The organism is Streptomyces sp. 147326, assembly GCF_045000215.1.
GTDB lineage: Bacteria > Actinomycetota > Actinomycetes > Streptomycetales > Streptomycetaceae > Streptomyces.
Map to the genome: position 1 here is coordinate 5720291 of NZ_CP134201.1, position 17158 is coordinate 5737448.

The window sequence follows — 17158 nt, forward strand, 5'->3', positions numbered from 1 at the left end:
GGTGGCTGTGCGGGGGTGTGTTGGGCAAGTACCTCCGGTTGTCGGTGCCGCCGGTGCCGTTGCCCGTGCCGTTGCCCGTGCCGTTGCCCGTGCCGTTGCCCGTGCCGTTGCCCGTGCCGGGCGGGGCCTGTGGGAGGGGTGGGGCCGGGCGCGCGCCGGGGCGTCTCCTCGGGCGCCGAACGTGGCGGGGGGTCGGAGGGCCGGGGCACCTTGTGTTCGGCGCCCTGCGGGGAGCGCCCCGGCACACACCCGGCCCCGCCGAGACCACCCTGGGGGTCGGAGGGCCGGGCCGTGGCCGGTTCGGTGCCCTGTGCGGTTACGCCGGCCAGTGGGACTGGAGGGTTTGCACGGCCTCGGTGATGGCGGGGCGGCGGGCGGCTCCGGTGCGCCACAGCGCGTACAGGCGGCGTACGGGGCCCGGTTCCAGGGGGACCGCGACCGCGCCGGGCGGCAGCTGTCCGGTGCCGAGGCGGGGTACGACGGCGACGCCGAGGCCGGCGGCGACCAGGGCGACGATGGTGTGGTTCTCCTCGGCCACGTGCGCGATGTCGGGTTCGAAGCCGGCCGTGCGCAGGGTCCGTACCAGCCAGTCGTGGCAGACGCGGCCGGGCGGCTGGCAGACCCAGCGCTCGCCGCCGAGGTCGCTGCGCTGGATGGTCCGGCGCGTGGTGAAGGGGTGGCCGGCCGGGACGACCAGGTCGCAGAGGTCGTCGCCGATCACCGCCTGTTCGATCCCCTCGGGTGCGGGCAGCGGGGCGATGTCCCAGTCGTGGGCCACCGCCAGATCGGTGACGCCTCGTGCCACCAGGTCGACGGACAGGTGCGGGTCCACCTCCGTGAGGCGCACTTCGAGGGCGGGGTGGCGGCGGGCCAGATCGGCCAGTACGCCCGGCATGAGCCCGCGCGCCGCCGAGGCGAACGCGGCCACCGTCAGCAGCCCGCTCGGCTGCCCGCGCCGCTCCTCCAGGGTGGTCTCGGCGCGTTCCACGATAGCCAGCAACTGCTGGGCGGTGTCGGCCAGATGGCGGGCCTCCTCGGTGAGCGCGACCCCGCGCCCGCGCCGCTCCAGCAGGGTGGTCCGGGTCTCCCGCTCCAGCTTGGAGATCTGCTGCGAGACCGCGGAGGGGGTGTAGCCGAGGGCGGCCGCCGCGCCCGCGACCGAGCCGTGGACGGAGACGGCGTGCAGGGCGCGCAGCCGGGCGAGATCGAGCATGTCTCTATCGTAAGCAATGCTTCATCGAGTGCGGAAGTGATTCGCGCTGGTGCTACATGGTGGGGACGGCGATGGTGGGTTCATGCGTCCCGTACACACCGCACTTGCCGTGCTCGTCGCCGCCGTCTGGGGGGTCAATTTCGTCGTCATCGAGATCGGGCTCGATCATTTTCCGCCGCTGTTGTTGTCAGCCTTGCGGTTCTTGGTCGCCGCTCTGCCCGCCGTGTTCTTCGTCGGGCGCCCCAAGGTCGCCTGGAAGTGGATCCTCGGGGTCGGGCTGGCCCTCGGCATCGCGAAGTTCGGGCTGCTCTTCACCGGCATGGCGGCCGGGATGCCCGCCGGGCTGTCCTCGCTGGTGCTGCAGGTCCAGGCCGTCTTCACCGCCGTGCTGGCGGCGGTGGTCCTGCGCGAACGGCCCGGCCGGGTGCGGGTGTTCGGGATGGGCGTCGCGCTCGCCGGGATCGCGGTGGCCGCCGCGGACGGGGGCACCGGCGGGCCGGTGCTCGGCTTCACCCTGGTCGTCGCGGCCGCCGCCGGCTGGGGCGTGTCCAACGTGCTGACCCGCAAGGCCTCCCCGCCCGACGCCCTGAACTTCATGGTGTGGGTGTGCACCGTGCCGGTGCTGCCGCTGTTCGCCTTGTCGCTGCTGTTCGAGGGGCTCGAGCGGGACCTGGCCGCGCTGCGGGGGCTGGACTGGTCCGGGGTGGGCGTCATCGGGTACGTGGCGTGGGTCTCCACCATTTTCGGGTTCGGGGCCTGGAGCCATCTGCTGCGCCGGTATCCGGCCTCGTCGGTGGCGCCGTTCTCGCTGCTGGTGCCGGTGTTCGGGATGTCCTCGGCGGCCCTGGTGCTGGGGGAGTCCGTCTCCGGACTGCGCTGGCTGGCGGCCGTGCTCCTGGTCGGCGGGGTCGCGCTCACCTCGCTGGCCCCCGCGCGCGCTTCGAACCGTACGGGGGTCGGTTCGGGCGTCAGCGCGGGGAGCCCTCCTGCAGGGGCAGTCGCCAGTCCTGCCCCGTCAGGCTCACTCCGTACGAGCGGTGCGGCCGCTCCGCGATCAGGGTGAACCCGGCCTTCAGGTAGAGCTCGCGGGCGTCGGTGAGCACGTCGTTGGTCCACAGCACCAGCTCGCGGTAGCCGACCGAGCGGGCGAAGGCGACGACGGTGTCGACCAGCAGGGTGCCGATGCCGCGGCCGCGCCCCTCCCGGTCGACCAGGAGCAGGCGGAGCCGGGCGGTGCCGGGTGCGCCGTCCTCGCGCACGCACATCACCGAGCCGACCGGGCGGCCGTCCAGTTCCGCGATCCACACCCGTTCCAGGTAGGGGTCGTGGTCCTGGGCGAAGTCCGCGACGATCCGGGCGACCAGGCCCTCGAAGTCGCTGTTCCAGCCGTACTCGGCGGCGTACAGCGCGCCGTGGCGCTGCACGATCCATCCCAGGTCGCCCGGTTCCGGGTCCCGCAGCCGCACACTCTCAGCCATGGGCCAACTCTAGGCCGCCCGGATGGCCGCGGGCCCCCGAACGGGTTACTTCCTGCCGCCGCCGAGGATCTGGCCCAGGAGGTCGCCCAGGCCGCCGCCGTCCGCCGCGGCCGGGGCGGTGGCGGGAGCCGCGCCCGCGGCCGGGGCGCCCGCGGCCTTGCCGGCGGCCGCGCGCTTGGCGAAGACGGCCAGCAGGACCGGGATCAGCAGCTCGATGACCCGGGCGACGGTGGGGGCGGGGATGCCGGTCTTCTTGGAGACGGCGTTGGCCACCGGCTTGCTCACCTTGGCCAGCACCCCGGCCATCATTCCGCCGCCGAGCATGCCGCCGAGGCCGCCGCCGAGGGTGGCCACGCCCTGCAGCGGCGGCTCGGCCACCTCCGCGAAGGCCTGGCGCACCTCCACGCCGTCGTCGTCATCGGCGCCGGCCTTCTGCTGGAGGTCGCCGGTCATCGCGCCGACCGTCTGCGCGACGGTGTCCCGTGCGCCGGCGGTGTCGGTGCCGAGGAGCCCGGCGATCTCGGTCAGCTTGTCGTCGCCCAGCTCGGTCAGCACGTCGTCCTGGAATGAGGATTGGCTCATGCCGGAACGCTACTTCTGCGGTGATTTGGTGGCACCTTGAGTGGGCGTCGGGTAACGGAAAAGTAAAGCTGTGGTTCCGGATGCAACCCTGCGGGGGTATCGCGGGTCGTATGTTGCGTCGGCACTTCCGGGGAGGGATCTGGGGGGATCGGGAAGTCCGACACGGGAGGGGTAACCGTGAGGGGGTCCGGCCGCGAGGCGGGACCCCCTTCGCGCTGTCCACAGGCCTCACGCGCTGTCGGTCCCACCCGGTAGCTTCGGGTCATGGCGGCGAACGGTGCGGTGCAACTGGCGGTGGTCGAGGGGGTGCTCGAGCGCATCACCTATGCCAACGAGGAGAGCGGGTACACGGTCGCCCGCGTCGACACCGGCCGGGGCGGCGGTGACCTGCTCACCGTGGTCGGCTCGCTGCTGGGCGCGCAGCCCGGCGAATCGCTGCGCATGGAGGGCCGCTGGGGCTCCCACCCGCAGTACGGCAAGCAGTTCTCCGTGGAGAACTACAAGACCGTGCTGCCGGCGACCATCCAGGGCATCCGCCGCTACCTCGGATCCGGCCTGATCAAGGGCATCGGCCCGAAGATCGCCGACCGGATCGTGGAGCACTTCGGCACCGACACCCTCGACGTCATCGAAGCCGAACCGAAGCGGCTGATCGAGGTGCCCGGGCTCGGCCCCAAGCGGACGAAGCTGATCGGCGCCGCCTGGGAGGAACAGAAGGCGATCAAGGAGGTCATGGTCTTCCTCCAGGGAGTCGGCGTCTCCACCTCCATCGCGGTCCGCATCTACAAGAAGTACGGCGATGCCTCCATCTCGGTGGTGAAGAACCAGCCCTACCGGCTGGCCGCCGACGTCTGGGGCATCGGCTTCCTCACCGCCGACCGGATCGCCCAGGCCGTCGGCATCCCGCACGACAGCCCCGAGCGGGTGAAGGCCGGCCTCCAGTACGCCCTGTCCCAGTCCACCGACCAGGGGCACTGCTTCCTGCCCGAGGAGCGGCTCATCGCCGACGGGGTCAAGCTGCTCCAGGTGGACACCGGGCTGGTGATCGACTGCCTGGCCGAGCTCGCCGCCGATCCGGAGGGCGTCGTACGGGAGCCCGTACCCGACCCGCAGGGCGGGCCGGACCCGCTGACCGCCGTGTACCTGGTGCCCTTCCACCGAGCCGAGCTGTCGCTGGTGGGGCAGGTGCGCCGGCTCCTGAACGCCGAGGACGACCGGATGCCGGCGTTCCGGGACGTGGACTGGGAGAAGGCCCTGGGCTGGCTCGCCGGGCGGACGGGGGCCACGCTCGCCCCCGAGCAGCGGGACGCGGTCAAGCTGGCGCTGACCCGCCGGGTCGCCGTCCTCACGGGCGGGCCGGGCTGCGGAAAGTCCTTCACCGTGCGCTCGATCGTCGAGCTGGCCCGGGCCAAGAAGGCCAAGGTGGTGCTGGCCGCGCCCACCGGCCGGGCGGCGAAGCGGCTGTCCGAGCTGACCGGGGCCGAGGCCTCCACGGTGCACCGGCTGCTGGAGCTCAAGCCGGGCGGGGACGCGGCGTACGACCGGGACCGGCCGCTGGACGCGGACCTGGTCGTCGTCGACGAGGCCTCGATGCTGGACCTGCTGCTGGCCAACAAACTGGTCAAGGCCGTGGCGCCGGGGGCGCACCTGCTGCTGGTCGGCGATGTGGACCAGCTGCCCTCGGTCGGGGCCGGGGAGGTGCTGCGGGACCTGCTGGCCGAGGGCGGTCCGGTGCCCGCGGTCCGCCTCACCCGGATCTTCCGGCAGGCCCAGCAGTCCGGCGTGGTCACCAACGCCCACCGGATCAACACCGGGGTGCCGCCGATCACGGACGGGCTGCCGGACTTCTTCCTCTTCCCGGAGGAGGACACCGAGGCGGCCGGGGTACTCGCCGTGGACGTGGCGGCGCGCAGGATTCCGGCCAGGTTCGGGCTCGACCCGCGGCGGGACGTCCAGGTGCTCGCTCCCATGCACCGGGGACCGGCCGGCGCAGGAAACCTCAACGGGCTGCTGCAGCAGGCGATGACACCGGCCCGGCCCAACTTGCCGGAGAAGCGGTTCGGCGGCCGGGTCTTCCGGGTGGGCGACAAGGTGACCCAGGTCCGGAACAACTACGAGAAGGGGGCGAACGGCGTCTTCAACGGCACGGTCGGCGTGGTCACCGGGCTCGACCTGGACGAACAGCGCCTGACGGTGCGTACGGAGGAGGACGAGGAGATCGGGTACGAGTTCGCGGAGCTCGACGAGCTGGCCCACGCGTACGCCGTCACCATCCACCGCTCCCAGGGGAGTGAATATCCCGCGGTGGTGATCCCCGTCACCACCGGAGCTTGGATGATGCTCCAGCGCAACTTGCTCTACACGGCGGTGACCAGGGCGAAGAAACTGGTCGTCCTCGTCGGGTCCCGCAAGGCCCTCGGGCAGGCGGTGCGTACCGTTTCCGCAGGCAGGAGGTACACGGCGGTCGCGCCCCGGCTGTCCGGCCGGATACCGGTGGGAAACATCACCTAGATGATCGATCATTTGGGGTTCCACCACCGGTGCGGAGGGGGCAGGATGAGCAGCTTGACGGCACTCAGTGCCGTCGAAAGCACCAAACGCCGACCCCGAGTGCACTCTCCTGCGCCAAATGGGGGAAGGTAGAGGCAGTCAGGGCACCTCGAAGAAGAGGCACTACGTCGGTGAGGGATGACGTGAGCGACAACTCTGTAGTACTCCGGTACGCGGACGGTGAATACACCTACCCGGTGGTCGAGAGCACCGTCGGTGACCAGGGCTTCGACATCTCGAAGCTGCGGGCCCAGACCGGGCTCGTCACCTTGGACAGTGGCTACGGCAACACCGCCGCCTACAAGTCCGCGATCACCTACCTCGACGGTGAGCAGGGCATCCTGCGCTACCGCGGCTACCCGATCGAGCAGCTGGCCGAGCGTTCGACCTTCATCGAGGTCGCGTACCTGCTGATCAACGGCGAGCTGCCGACCGTCGACCAGCTCGCGTCGTTCCGCAACGAGATCACCCAGCACACGCTGCTGCACGAGGACGTGAAGCGCTTCTACGACGGCTTCCCGCGTGACGCGCACCCGATGGCGATGCTGTCCTCCGTGGTCAGCGCGCTGTCGACGTTCTACCAGGACAGCCACAACCCGTTCGACGAGAAGCAGCGCCACCTCTCGACGATCCGGCTGCTGGCCAAGCTCCCGACGATCGCGGCCTACGCGTACAAGAAGTCGGTCGGCCACCCGGTGGTCTACCCGCGCAACGACCTCGGCTACGTCGAGAACTTCCTGCGCATGACCTTCTCCGTGCCGGCCCAGGAGTACGACCTGGACCCGGTCGTGGTCTCGGCGCTCGACAAGCTGCTGATCCTGCACGCGGACCACGAGCAGAACTGCTCCACCTCCACCGTGCGTCTGGTCGGCTCCTCGCAGGCGAACATGTTCGCCTCGATCTCCGCCGGCATCTCGGCCCTGTGGGGCCCGCTGCACGGTGGCGCCAACCAGTCCGTTCTGGAGATGCTGGAAGGCATCAAGAACGACGGCGGCGACGTCGACGCCTTCATCCGCAAGGTGAAGAACAAGGAAGACGGCGTCCGCCTGATGGGCTTCGGGCACCGCGTCTACAAGAGCTTCGACCCCCGGGCGAAGATCATCAAGGCGGCGGCGCACGACGTCCTCTCGGCGCTCGGCAAGAGCGACGAGCTGCTGGACATCGCGCTCAAGCTGGAAGAGCACGCGCTGGCCGACGAGTACTTCGTCTCGCGCAACCTCTACCCGAACGTGGACTTCTACACCGGTCTGATCTACCGGGCCATGGGCTTCCCGACCGAGATGTTCACCGTGCTCTTCGCGATCGGCCGGCTCCCCGGCTGGATCGCCCAGTGGCACGAAATGATCAAGGAGCCGGGTTCCCGCATCGGCCGCCCGCGCCAGATCTACACGGGCGAGGTCCTGCGCGACTTCGTGCCCGTCGAGTCCCGCTGACCCGAGGCCCGCTGACCGAGGCCCGCTGACCCGAGGCTCTCCACCGCGCGGCGTGCGGCCGCGCGGACAGCACCGCAGGTAACCCCCAGGCGTACGAAAAGCGCCCCGCCGTCGATCCCCCCACGGGTCGGCGGTCGGGGCGCTTTCCTTTTCCCCGAAACGGATTCCCCCCACGGGACCCGAGTCGGGGCGTCAGTGTGCCGGGACCCGTTCGGTTCGGGAGGGCCGCTCAAAGCCTCCCGCGGGCACGCGTCCCGGCCGGCTGATGCCACAGAAGTCCCCCAGGGCTTCCGTCGAACGTCCCCCAAGACGTTCTTTGCATCGCCCCATTAGACCCGTGACGACCCCGGATGGTTACGTTGCGGTCACTGTGATCTGCGTCTCCCGTGAAGAAACTGTGTGTGTGATGGGGAGGAGATCCACTAGCGGAAGGAGCGCAACCGGAGGCTGTTGGTCACCACGAAGACCGAGGAGAAGGCCATCGCGGCCCCCGCGATCATCGGGTTGAGCAGGCCCGCGGCCGCCAGCGGCAGGGCCGCCACGTTGTAGCCGAAGGCCCAGAACAGGTTGCCCTTGATGGTGGCCAGGGTCCGGCGCGAGAGCCGGATCGCGTCCGCCGCCACCCGCAGGTCGCCCCGTACGAGGGTCAGGTCCCCGGCCTCGATGGCCGCGTCGGTGCCGGTGCCCATGGCCAGCCCCAGGTCCGCCTGGGCCAGCGCGGCCGCGTCGTTGACCCCGTCGCCGACCATGGCGACCGTACGTCCCTGCGCCTGCAGGCGGCGTACGACGTCCACCTTGTCCTGCGGGAGCACCTCGGCGATCACCTCGTCGATGCCCACCTCGCGGGCCACCGTCTCGGCGACGGCCCTGTTGTCGCCCGTCAGTAGTACCGGGGTGAGGCCCAGCGCCCGCAGCCGGGCGACCGCCTCGGCGCTGGTCTCCTTGACGGCGTCGGCCACGGTCAGCACCCCGCGCGCCGCCCCGTCCCAGGCCACGAGGACGGCGGTGCTGCCCTCGGCCTCGGCGGCCGCCCGGGCCGCGGCGAGCCCGGCCGGCAGGGTGATCGACCGGTCGGCGAGCAGCTGTTCGCGGCCGACCAGCACGGCGTGTCCGTCGACGACGCCCTGGACGCCGAGGCCGGCGAGGTTCTCGAAGCCCTCCGGGACCGGCAGGGCGCCGGCCCTCCCGGCCGCCGCGGTGGCGACGGCCCGGGCGATCGGGTGCTCCGAGGCGTGCTCCAGGGATCCGGCCAGGCGCAGGAGTTCGCGCTCGTCGACGCCCTCGGCGGGGTGGACGCCGGTGAGGGTCATCCGGCCGGTGGTGACGGTGCCGGTCTTGTCCAGGACCACGGTGTCCACGCGGCGGGTGGACTCCAGCACCTCGGGCCCCTTGATCAGGATGCCGAGCTGGGCGCCCCGTCCGGTGCCGACCATCAGCGCGGTCGGGGTGGCCAGGCCCAGGGCGCACGGGCAGGCGATGATCAGGACGGCCACGGCGGCGGTGAAGGCGGCGGCGGGGTCGTCGGTGATCAGCAGCCAGCTGACCCAGGTGGCGAGCGCGAGCAGCAGTACGACGGGCACGAAGACCCCGGAGATCCGGTCGGCGAGGCGCTGGACCTCGGCCTTGCCGGTCTGGGCCTCCTCCACCATCCGGGCCATCCGGGCCAGTTGGGTGTCGGCGCCGACGCGGGTGGCCTCGACGGCCAGGCGCCCGGAGGCGTTGACGGTGGCTCCGGTGACGGAGTCGCCGACGGACACCTCCACCGGGACGGACTCGCCGGTCAGCATGGAGGCGTCCACGGCGGAACTGCCCTCGACGACCGTGCCGTCGGTGGCGATCTTCTCGCCGGGGCGGACGACGAACCGGTCGCCGACCGCGAGCGAGCTCACCGGGACGCGGACCTCCCGGCCCGCGCGCAGGACGGTGACGTCCTTGGCGCCGAGCTCCAGCAGGGCCTTGAGGGCCGCGCCCGCCTTCCGCTTGGAGCGGGCCTCCAGGTAGCGGCCGAGCAGGATGAAGGAGACGACGCCCGCCGCGACTTCCAGGTAGATGGCGGAGGACCCGTCCGTCCGCGCGATGCTGCCCCCCTGAGCCGTGAAGAGGTCGAAGCCGTGCCGCATGCCGGGCATGCCCGCGTGGCCGAAGAACAGGGCCCACAGCGACCACGTGAAGGCGGCCAGCGTGCCGACGGAGACCAGGGTGTCCATGGTGGCGGCGCCGTGCCGGGCGTTGGTCCAGGCCGCCTTGTGGAAGGGGAGGCCGCCCCAGACGACGACGGGGGCGGCGAGGGTCAGGGAGAGCCACTGCCAGTTGTCGAACTGGAGGGCGGGAACCATCGCGAGCAGGACGACGGGCAGGGCGAGCGCGGCGGAGACCAGCAGCCGCTGGCGCAGCGCGGCCAGCGCCGCGTCGGGGGCGTCGGCCGGCGCCTCGGCCGGGGCCGCTGCCCGGGCCGCGTCGTCAGTGGGGGCCTGGGCCGGGGCCGGCGGCGGGGGCTCCTCGGCGGTGTAGCCGGTCTTGACGACGGTCGCGATCAGGTCCGAGACGCGCACGTCACCGGTGTAGGAGACGTGGGCCTTCTCGGTGGCGTAGTTCACCGTGGCCTCGACGCCGTCCATCCGGTTGAGCTTCTTCTCGATGCGGGCCGCGCAGGAGGCGCAGGTCATCCCGCCGATCGAGAGTTCGACCGCCGTTATCGGTCCGTCGTGCACTGTGCTGCTCATGTTCCGGCTCCAGGGGGAGGGCCGGGCCGTACGGGTCCAGTATGAGCTGGCCGGCACGGCCCGGCGGGGTACCGCGGGTGCTGGGGTGGTGCGGGCCGCCGCGGTTGCTGCCGAGGGAGCGGGTGCCGCTCAGACCCGGCCGGCGAACTCGTAGCCCGCCTCGTCCACGGCGGCGCGGACGTCCTCGTCCGCGAGCGGGGCGGCGGAGACCACGGTGACCTCGCCGGTCGCGGCGACGGCCTTGACCGTGCTGACGCCCGCCAGGGCGGAGATCTCGTTGGTCACCGCGCCCTCGCAGTGGCCGCAGGTCATGCCGGTCACCCGGTAGACGGTGGTGGTCTGGGTGTCCGTCTCGGCGGTCATGTCGTTCTCCTCTTCAGGGGCGTGTCCGGTCACCGGGAGGGGTGGCCGACGACTCCACCGTCCTCCCGACTCTTCGAGACTATACCCCTGGGGGGTATGAAAGCGAGTCTCGGAGTCCAGTCTTTCGCTCCTGCGCGCACAACTGGCCACCCTGGCTGAAAACTACGTAAATGGCGGAAGCGGATCACCCGGGAAGCCTTGCCGGCCGGCCCGGGCGGGCGTGAACCTCCCGTGCCGCGGGACGCCGGTGGCCTCGGGGGCGGGTCAGTCGGCGTGGGGCGTGGTCATCATCGGCTCGAGGTAGCGCAGCAGGACGGTCTTCAGCTCCGCGATGTACGCCTCCCGCTCGGCACCCTCGTGGGCCAGGATCAGGTCCAGCGAGGACTTGAAGATGCCCAGGATCATGTTCGAGGTGTGGGCGAGCTCGGCGGGCCCGGATTCCGGGCAGAAAGTGTGCAGCACGCCCTCGATCCGGGTGAGCAGGCTGGAGTGCAGCTTCCAGTGTTCCTGGTCGATGGCGCCCGGGATGCCGGAGCCGTGCATGAGCGCCCAGAAGGCCGGGTTCTCGCAGTTGAAGGCGATGACCGGGTCCAGGACGGCGTCCAGCAGCTCGGGCAGGGGCCGCTGGAGGTTCTCGGGCAGGAAGGCCTGTCCGTGCATCTCGTGGGCCTGCTGGAGCAGCTGTCCGCCGAGCTCGACCGCGATGGCCTCCTTGTTCGGGAAGAACTGGTAGAGCGTGCCCGGCGACACGCCGGCCTCGCGGGCGATGGCGTTGGTGCTGGCCGCGGCGTAGCCGGTGCGGCAGAACACCCCGGCGGCGGCGGCCAGGAGCTGGGAGACCCGGCGCTCGCCCCGTGCCTGGCGGCGGCGCGGTGCAGCGGTTTCACCGTTTTCAGTTGTTTTGCCCTTCGGTGTCCCCGGCATTCCCATCCCTTGCTTCCCGTGGGCGATTGACAAACGCGAGTGGTCGCTCGCATTCTGGAGAAACGCGAGCGACTGCTCGTGTTTGCCAGTCTATTTGGCCTGGCAATCACGGTGAAGGGGACACCGAGCCATGTCCGAAGTCAAGAATCCGCCGTCGTCCGGGGAGAGCGGCAGGTGGACCCGGTTCGTCACGGCCCGGCCGCGGATCTCGCTGCTGCTCGCCCTGGTGGTCACGGCCCTGGCCGTGTTCGCGGGCGGTGGCGCCGCCGAACGGATGGGCAGCGGTGGCTGGGAGGACCCGGGCGCCCAGTCCACCTACGCCGCCAAGGCCCTGGAGCGCGAGTTCCCGGCCTCCCAGCCCAATCTGCTGCTGCTCGTCGATGCCGGTCCGGGAACCGCCGGTGTGGACGATCCCGCCGTGGCGGCCGAGGCGGAGCGGCTGACCGCGCAGCTCGCCGCCGAGCAGGGAGTCGTCGGCGTCGGCTCGTACTGGCGCACGCAGCTGCCCGCCCTGCGCTCCGGCGACGGCCGGCAGGCCCTCATAGCCGCCCGGATCCTGGGCGACGAGAAGACCACCACCGCGGTGCTGGACCGGATCGTCCCGCACTACCGGGGTGAGCACGGCCCGGTGCGGGTCTCCTTCGGCGGGCCGGCCGCGGTCCAGCGCGAGGTGACCGCCACCATCCAGGAAGACCTGCTGCGCGCCGAGATGATCGCCCTGCCGGTCACCCTCGTCCTGCTCATCCTCGTCTTCGGCAGCGCCGTCGCCGCCCTGCTGCCCCTGGGCGTCGGCATCGTGGCCATCCTCGGCACCAACGCGGTGCTGCGCGGCCTCACCGAGTTCACCGACGTCTCCGTCTTCGCCCAGAACCTGACCACCGCGCTCGGACTCGGGCTCGCGATCGACTACGCCCTGTTCATCGTCCGCAGGTTCCGCGAGGAACTCGCCGCCGGACGGGACCCGGTGGCCGCCGTCGGGGACACCCTGCGCACCGCCGGCCGCACGGTGCTGTTCTCGGCGCTGACCGTCGCGGTCTCGCTCTCGGCGATGCTGTTCTTCCCGATGTACTTCCTGCGTTCCTTCGCCTACGCCGGGGTGGCGGTGGTCCTGCTCGCCGCGGGGGCCGCGCTGATCCTGCTTCCGGCGGCCCTGGTGCTGCTCGGCGAGCGGGTCAACTCCCTGGACCTGCGGCGGCTGTGGCGGCGCGGGCGGCCGGCGGAGGTGTCGGCCGAACCGGGGCGGGGCTGGGCGCGAGTGGCTCGTCTGGTGATGCGCCGGGCTCCCGTCTTCGCGGTGGCCACGACGGCGGGACTGCTGCTCCTCGGACTGCCCTTCCTCGGCGTGAAGTTCGGCACGGTGGACGACCGGCAGCTGCCGAAGACCGCGGAGTCGCATGTGGTCCAGCAGCAGATACGGGACGCCTTCCCGGGCAGCCCGGGCGGAACGCTCACCGTCCTCGCCGAGGACGCGGCCGGGCCCGCCGAGCTCGCCGCCTACCGGGAACGCCTGGCCCACCTGGCCGGGGTGGCCCGGGTCGACGGGCCGGTGAGCTCCGCGGACCCGTCGCGGTACGCCTACTTCTCGGTCACCACCGAGGGCGAGGCGGTGGGGCAGCAGGCCCAGGACCTGGTCGGCGAGGTGCGCACGGTGGACGCGGACTTCCGGACCTCCGTGACGGGAGAGGCGGCGGTGCTCGTCGACGCACAGAAGGCGATCGGCGAGAAGCTGCCCCTGTCGCTGGCCGTGGTGGTGCTCGCCACGCTGCTGCTGGTGTTCCTGCTCTCCGGGAGCCTGCTCATACCGCTCCAGGCGGTCCTGCTCAACGCACTGAGCCTGACGGCGATGTTCGGCGCGGTGGTGTGGGTCTTCCAGGAGGGCAACCTCTCCGGACTGCTCTCCTTCACCTCCACCGGCGACATCGAGACCAACCTGCCGGTCCTGATGTTCTGCATCGCCTTCGGACTGTCCATGGACTACGGGGTGTTCCTCATATCCCGGATCAAGGAGGAGTACGACCGGACCGGGGACCACGAGGGGGCCGTGCGCACCGGACTGGCCCGCACCGGCGGGCTGATCACCGCGGCGGCCGTGATCCTGGCCGTGGTGATGGTGGCCATCGGGACCTCGCGGGTGACCAACACCAAGATGCTGGGGCTCGGGATCGCGCTGGCGGTGCTGATGGACGCCATGGTCGTGCGCAGCCTCCTCGTCCCGGCGGTCATGAAGCTGACCGGGAAGGCCACCTGGTGGGCGCCGGGCCCGCTGCGCCGACTGCACGAGAGGTTCGGACTGAGCGAGGGGGAGTCCCTGCCGCCGGTGGCAGAGCGGAAGCCGGAGTCGGAGTCGGAGTCGGAACCGAGGCCGGATCCGGAGCCGGAGAAGGTGCCCGCCGGGACCGCCTAGCCGGGAGCCGGCGGGCCGGTCGGGGCCGGTCGGGGAGGACCGGGGGGCGGGGCGGGGCTCGGCTGGCCCCGCCCCGTACCGGGGACGGATCAGTCCTCGCGGCGTCCCCGGTTGCCGGGGCGGCGGGCCACCCAGGCCCGGACGGTGTCGGCGTACCAGTACGGCTTGCCGCCCTCCACGTGGTCGGGCGGGGGGAGCAGGCCGTGCTTGCGGTAGGAGCGCACGGTGTCCGGCTGGACCCGGATGTGGGCAGCGATTTCCTTGTACGACCACAGCTGTCGGTCGCTCATGCGGGACACCTCCTGGTCCACGCGGCAGGGTCGGCCGGGAGGCCGTCGGGGGAGCCGGCGCATGGACGCTGACGAACACTCGGGTTGTGCCCGGGGAACGACGCGGAGTGACGGCAGGGGAGGGGCTGTCGAACGCCTGTGACGGAAAACCCGCGTCATGCGGATATGCGTGACACAAGGGGGACCCCTGTGACAGATGCGGCACAGGGGTCGGTTGCGGGGCAGGGAGGGATCAGCGGTACAGCGCGGGCCGCTCCGCCAGCTCCACAAGGGTGCGTACGCCGCTGCGCGCGGCCGCGAGCCCCGCCTGCGAGACGGCGGCCGCCGCATAGCCGTCCCACGCGTCCGGACCCGCCACCCGGCCGCGCGCGGCCGCGGCCACCCAGCGCCGCAACTGCCGGTCGTAGGCGTCGGCGAAGCGCACCGTGAAGTCCTGGACGATCTCGCCGCCCCACCGGCCCGCCGACTGGATCACCATCGCGTGGCCGTCGCCGATCCGGGCGCTGCCCGCCTCGCCGACCGCCTCGCACTGCACCTGGTAGCCGAAGCCGCAGTTGACGAAGATCTCCACGTCGACGACGGCCCCGCCGGAGGTCTCCAGCAGCACCAGCCGGGGATCCCGCAGCCCCTCGGGGGCGGCCGCCGTGGGCCGGGGGGACAGCACCGTCACCGCGGTGATCTCCTGCCCCAGCAGCCAGCGCGCCGCGTCCACCTCGTGCACCACCGAATCGCTGATCAGCATGTCGCTGGTGAAGAAGGACGGCGAGGAGGCGTTGCGGTGCCTGCAGTGCAGGAAGAGGGGACGTCCGATCCCGCCCGCGTCCAGCAGCTCCTTCAGCCGCTCGTACTCCGCGTCGAACCGCCGCATGAAGCCCACCTGCACCAGGCGCCGGCCCAGCCGCCGTTCGGCCTCCATGACGCGCAGCGCCCCCGTCGGGTCCGGGGTCAGCGGCTTTTCGCAGAGCACCGGCAGCTCCCGTTCCAGAGCGTGCAGGATCGCTTCCTCATGGGCGGGACCCGGGGAGGCGATCAGTACGGCCTCAACCCCCGGCGCGGCTATCGCGGCCGCCGGATCGGTGTGCGCACTCGCGCCGTCCAGGGCTCCCGCGACCTCCTTGACCCGGTCCCCGTCCGGGTCGGCCACGGCCACCACCCGGGCCCCGCCCACGGTCCGCCCGATCCGGCGCACGTGGTCGGCGCCCATCTTCCCGGTGCCGATGACGGCGATGCCGAGCGTGCTGGTCATGTCGTGTTCCCTCCGGGTGGTCAGCGGGCGCCGCAGGAGCGCAGGTAGGAGCGGGTGCGCCGGGCGATCGGCAGCGGCCGGTCGGGCGGGCAGGGGTACATGTCCTGCTCCACGATCGCGAACAGGTCCACGCCCAGCCGCTGGGCCGCCGCCAGTACGGGTTCCAGTGCGGGCACCCCCGCCGGCGGTTCGCACATCACCCCGCGGCCCACGGCCGGCCCGAAGGGCAGTTCCTCCGCGAGGACTTCGGCGAGGATCCGCGGGTCCACCTGCTTGAGGTGGAGGTAGCCGATCCGCTCGGCGAAGGTCTCGATCGCCCGGACGCTGTCGCCGCCGCAGTACGCGTAGTGCCCGGTGTCCAGACAGAGCGAGACGAGGCCGGGATCGGTCGCGTCCAGGAAACGGGCCACGTTCTCCGGGGTGTCGATGTGGGTGTCGGCGTGCGGGTGGACGACGATCCGCAGCCCGTACCGGTCCTGGACCTCCCGGCCCAGCCGCTCGGTCTGGCAGGTCAGTTCACGCCACTGGGCCGGGGTGAGGACGCGGTCCTCGAGCACCTCCCCGGTCTTGTCGTCCCGCCAGAAGGAGGGGATGACGACGAGATGGGCCGCGCCCATGGCCCGGGTGAGCGCCGCGATCCGCGACACGTGCTCCCAGGTGCCCTCCCACACGGCGGGCCCGTGATGGAGTCCGGTGAAGACGGTTCCGGCCGAGACCCGCAGCCCGCGTTTGGCCGTTTCCTCGGCGAGTCGGGCGGGATCGGTGGGCAGGTAGCCGTAGGGGCCGAGCTCGATCCACTCGTACCCCGCGTCGGCGACCTCGTCGAGGAAACGCTCCCAAGGGGTCTGCCGGGGGTCGTCGGGAAACCAGACACCCCAGGAGTCCGGAGCCGAACCGATGCGGATACGGGTCAACGCGGGCGGGGAGGACGTCATAGCGGCCACCTTAGGCGGGAGACGAGGGAGACGAGTGGGAGGAGTGACTGTGACCGGCACCGGCGATCCGTTCGCGTTCGACCTGATCACGATGGGCCGGATCGGGGTGGATCTCTACCCGTTGACGACCGGCGTACCACTGGCCGAGGCGGAGACCTTCGGGAAGTTCCTGGGCGGCTCCCCGGCCAACGTGGCCGTCGCGGCCGCCCGGCTGGGACGGCGGGTGGCGGTGATCACCCGTACCGGCGCGGACCCCTTCGGCGGGTACCTGCGCTCCGAGCTGCGGGGGTTCGGGGTGGACGACCGCTGGGCTACCGAGGTCCCGGGCCTGCCCACGCCGATCACCTTCTGCGAGATCTTCCCGCCGGACCGGTTCCCGCTGTACTTCTACCGGCTGCCGAAGGCCCCGGACCTGGAGATCGCCCCGGACGAGGTGGACCTGGAGGCGGTACGGGCGGCCCGCGTGTTCTGGATGACGGGCACGGGCCTGAGCGAGGAGCCCTCGCGGGCGGCGACGCTGGCGGCGCTGGAGGCCAGGGCCCGGACGGGGACGACGGTGTTCGACCTGGACTGGCGGCCGATGCTGTGGCGCGAGAAACCCGGGCCGTACTACGAGCGGGCGCTGGCGTGGGCGACGGTGGCCGTCGGCAACGCAGAGGAGTGCGAGATCGCCACGGGCGAGTCCGATCCGTACGCGGCGGCGCGGGCGCTGCTCGCCGCCGGGGTGGAACTGGCGGTGGTCAAACGGGGCCCGGAGGGCGTGCTGGCGGTCCACCGCGACGGGACGGTGGCGGAGGTGCCGCCGGTTGCCGTGCAGGTGGTGAACGGGCTCGGGGCGGGGGACGCGTTCGGGGGTGCGCTGTGCCACGGGTTGTTGGCGGGGTGGCCGGTGGAGCGGGTGATGCGGTACGCGAACGCGGCGGGGGCGATCGTGGCCTCGCGGCTGGCGTGCTCGACCGCGATGCCGTTCTCTCACGAGGTGGAGGAGGTGTTGGGGCGTGCCGGTGGTGTCTGAGT

13 protein-coding genes and 1 pseudogene are annotated in these 17158 nt (G+C 71.9%); 5 read left to right on the plus strand and 9 right to left on the minus strand.

From position 1 onward, the window contains the following. Positions 1-316: 316 nt before the first annotated feature. Positions 317-1213, minus strand: coding sequence for a LysR family transcriptional regulator (locus tag RIU97_RS26205; RefSeq protein WP_404960046.1), 897 nt, complete (start codon positions 1211-1213; stop codon positions 317-319). An 82-nt stretch (positions 1214-1295) separates the two neighbouring features. On the opposite strand from RIU97_RS26205, the gene RIU97_RS26210 reads away from it, so the two are divergent. Then, a complete protein-coding gene (locus RIU97_RS26210; RefSeq protein ID WP_404960047.1) occupies positions 1296-2276 on the plus strand; it encodes an EamA family transporter in 981 nt (326 codons plus the stop codon). Here the strand turns inward: RIU97_RS26210 and RIU97_RS26215 are convergent. Next, a pseudogene (locus tag RIU97_RS26215) lies at positions 2182-2694 on the minus strand (GNAT family N-acetyltransferase); the annotation flags it as partial. The gene RIU97_RS26210 and the pseudogene RIU97_RS26215 sit on opposite strands and share 95 nt — an antisense overlap. A gap of 42 nt (positions 2695-2736) precedes the next feature. Further along, entirely contained in the window at positions 2737-3273 is a 537-nt protein-coding gene (locus RIU97_RS26220) for a DUF937 domain-containing protein (protein WP_404960048.1), read from the minus strand. 264 nt (positions 3274-3537) lie between these two features. Here RIU97_RS26220 and RIU97_RS26225 point away from each other — a divergent pair, with 264 nt between their 5' ends. Both RIU97_RS26225 and RIU97_RS26230 read left to right on the plus strand, forming a co-directional pair. Further along, positions 3538-5784: an ATP-dependent RecD-like DNA helicase gene (locus RIU97_RS26225; RefSeq protein ID WP_404960049.1), complete on the plus strand. Its 2247-nt coding sequence runs from the start codon at positions 3538-3540 to the stop codon at positions 5782-5784. A gap of 182 nt (positions 5785-5966) precedes the next feature. After that, the gene (locus RIU97_RS26230) at positions 5967-7256 is read left to right on the plus strand and encodes a citrate synthase (protein ID WP_267718657.1); all 1290 of its coding nucleotides are present in this window, start codon (positions 5967-5969) and stop codon (positions 7254-7256) included. Positions 7257-7678: 422 nt separating this feature from the next. Here RIU97_RS26230 and RIU97_RS26235 read toward each other — a convergent pair whose 3' ends face one another. From RIU97_RS26235 to RIU97_RS26245, 3 genes are all read right to left on the minus strand, one after another. After that, positions 7679-9979 carry a heavy metal translocating P-type ATPase gene (locus tag RIU97_RS26235; RefSeq protein ID WP_404960050.1) on the minus strand — a complete coding sequence of 767 codons (2301 nt, stop codon included), beginning with the start codon at positions 9977-9979 and terminating at the stop codon, positions 7679-7681. A 129-nt stretch (positions 9980-10108) separates the two neighbouring features. Continuing rightward, a complete protein-coding gene (locus tag RIU97_RS26240; protein ID WP_319724103.1) occupies positions 10109-10342 on the minus strand; it encodes a cation transporter in 234 nt (77 codons plus the stop codon). Between the two features lie 264 nt (positions 10343-10606). Continuing rightward, positions 10607-11266 carry a TetR/AcrR family transcriptional regulator gene (locus tag RIU97_RS26245; protein ID WP_404960051.1) on the minus strand — a complete coding sequence of 220 codons (660 nt, stop codon included), beginning with the start codon at positions 11264-11266 and terminating at the stop codon, positions 10607-10609. Positions 11267-11396: 130 nt separating this feature from the next. Between RIU97_RS26245 and RIU97_RS26250 the strand changes: the two genes are divergently transcribed. After that, entirely contained in the window at positions 11397-13670 is a 2274-nt protein-coding gene (locus RIU97_RS26250; protein ID WP_404960052.1) for an MMPL family transporter, read from the plus strand. A gap of 89 nt (positions 13671-13759) precedes the next feature. On the opposite strand, the gene RIU97_RS26255 is transcribed toward RIU97_RS26250, so the two are convergent. The 3 genes from RIU97_RS26255 to RIU97_RS26265 form a co-directional block, all read right to left on the minus strand. Then, a complete protein-coding gene (locus tag RIU97_RS26255) occupies positions 13760-13960 on the minus strand; it encodes an AlpA family transcriptional regulator (RefSeq protein WP_030710687.1) in 201 nt (66 codons plus the stop codon). Between the two features lie 232 nt (positions 13961-14192). Then, a complete protein-coding gene (locus RIU97_RS26260) occupies positions 14193-15206 on the minus strand; it encodes a Gfo/Idh/MocA family protein (RefSeq protein WP_404960053.1) in 1014 nt (337 codons plus the stop codon). Between the two features lie 20 nt (positions 15207-15226). After that, complete coding sequence (locus RIU97_RS26265; protein WP_404960054.1) at positions 15227-16141, minus strand: sugar phosphate isomerase/epimerase family protein; 915 nt, start codon at positions 16139-16141, stop codon at positions 15227-15229. 49 nt (positions 16142-16190) lie between these two features. On the opposite strand from RIU97_RS26265, the gene iolC reads away from it, so the two are divergent. Continuing rightward, positions 16191-17156, plus strand: a complete 966-nt coding sequence (iolC, locus tag RIU97_RS26270) for a 5-dehydro-2-deoxygluconokinase (protein WP_404960055.1) — start codon at positions 16191-16193, stop codon at positions 17154-17156. Positions 17157-17158: the final 2 nt, after the last annotated feature.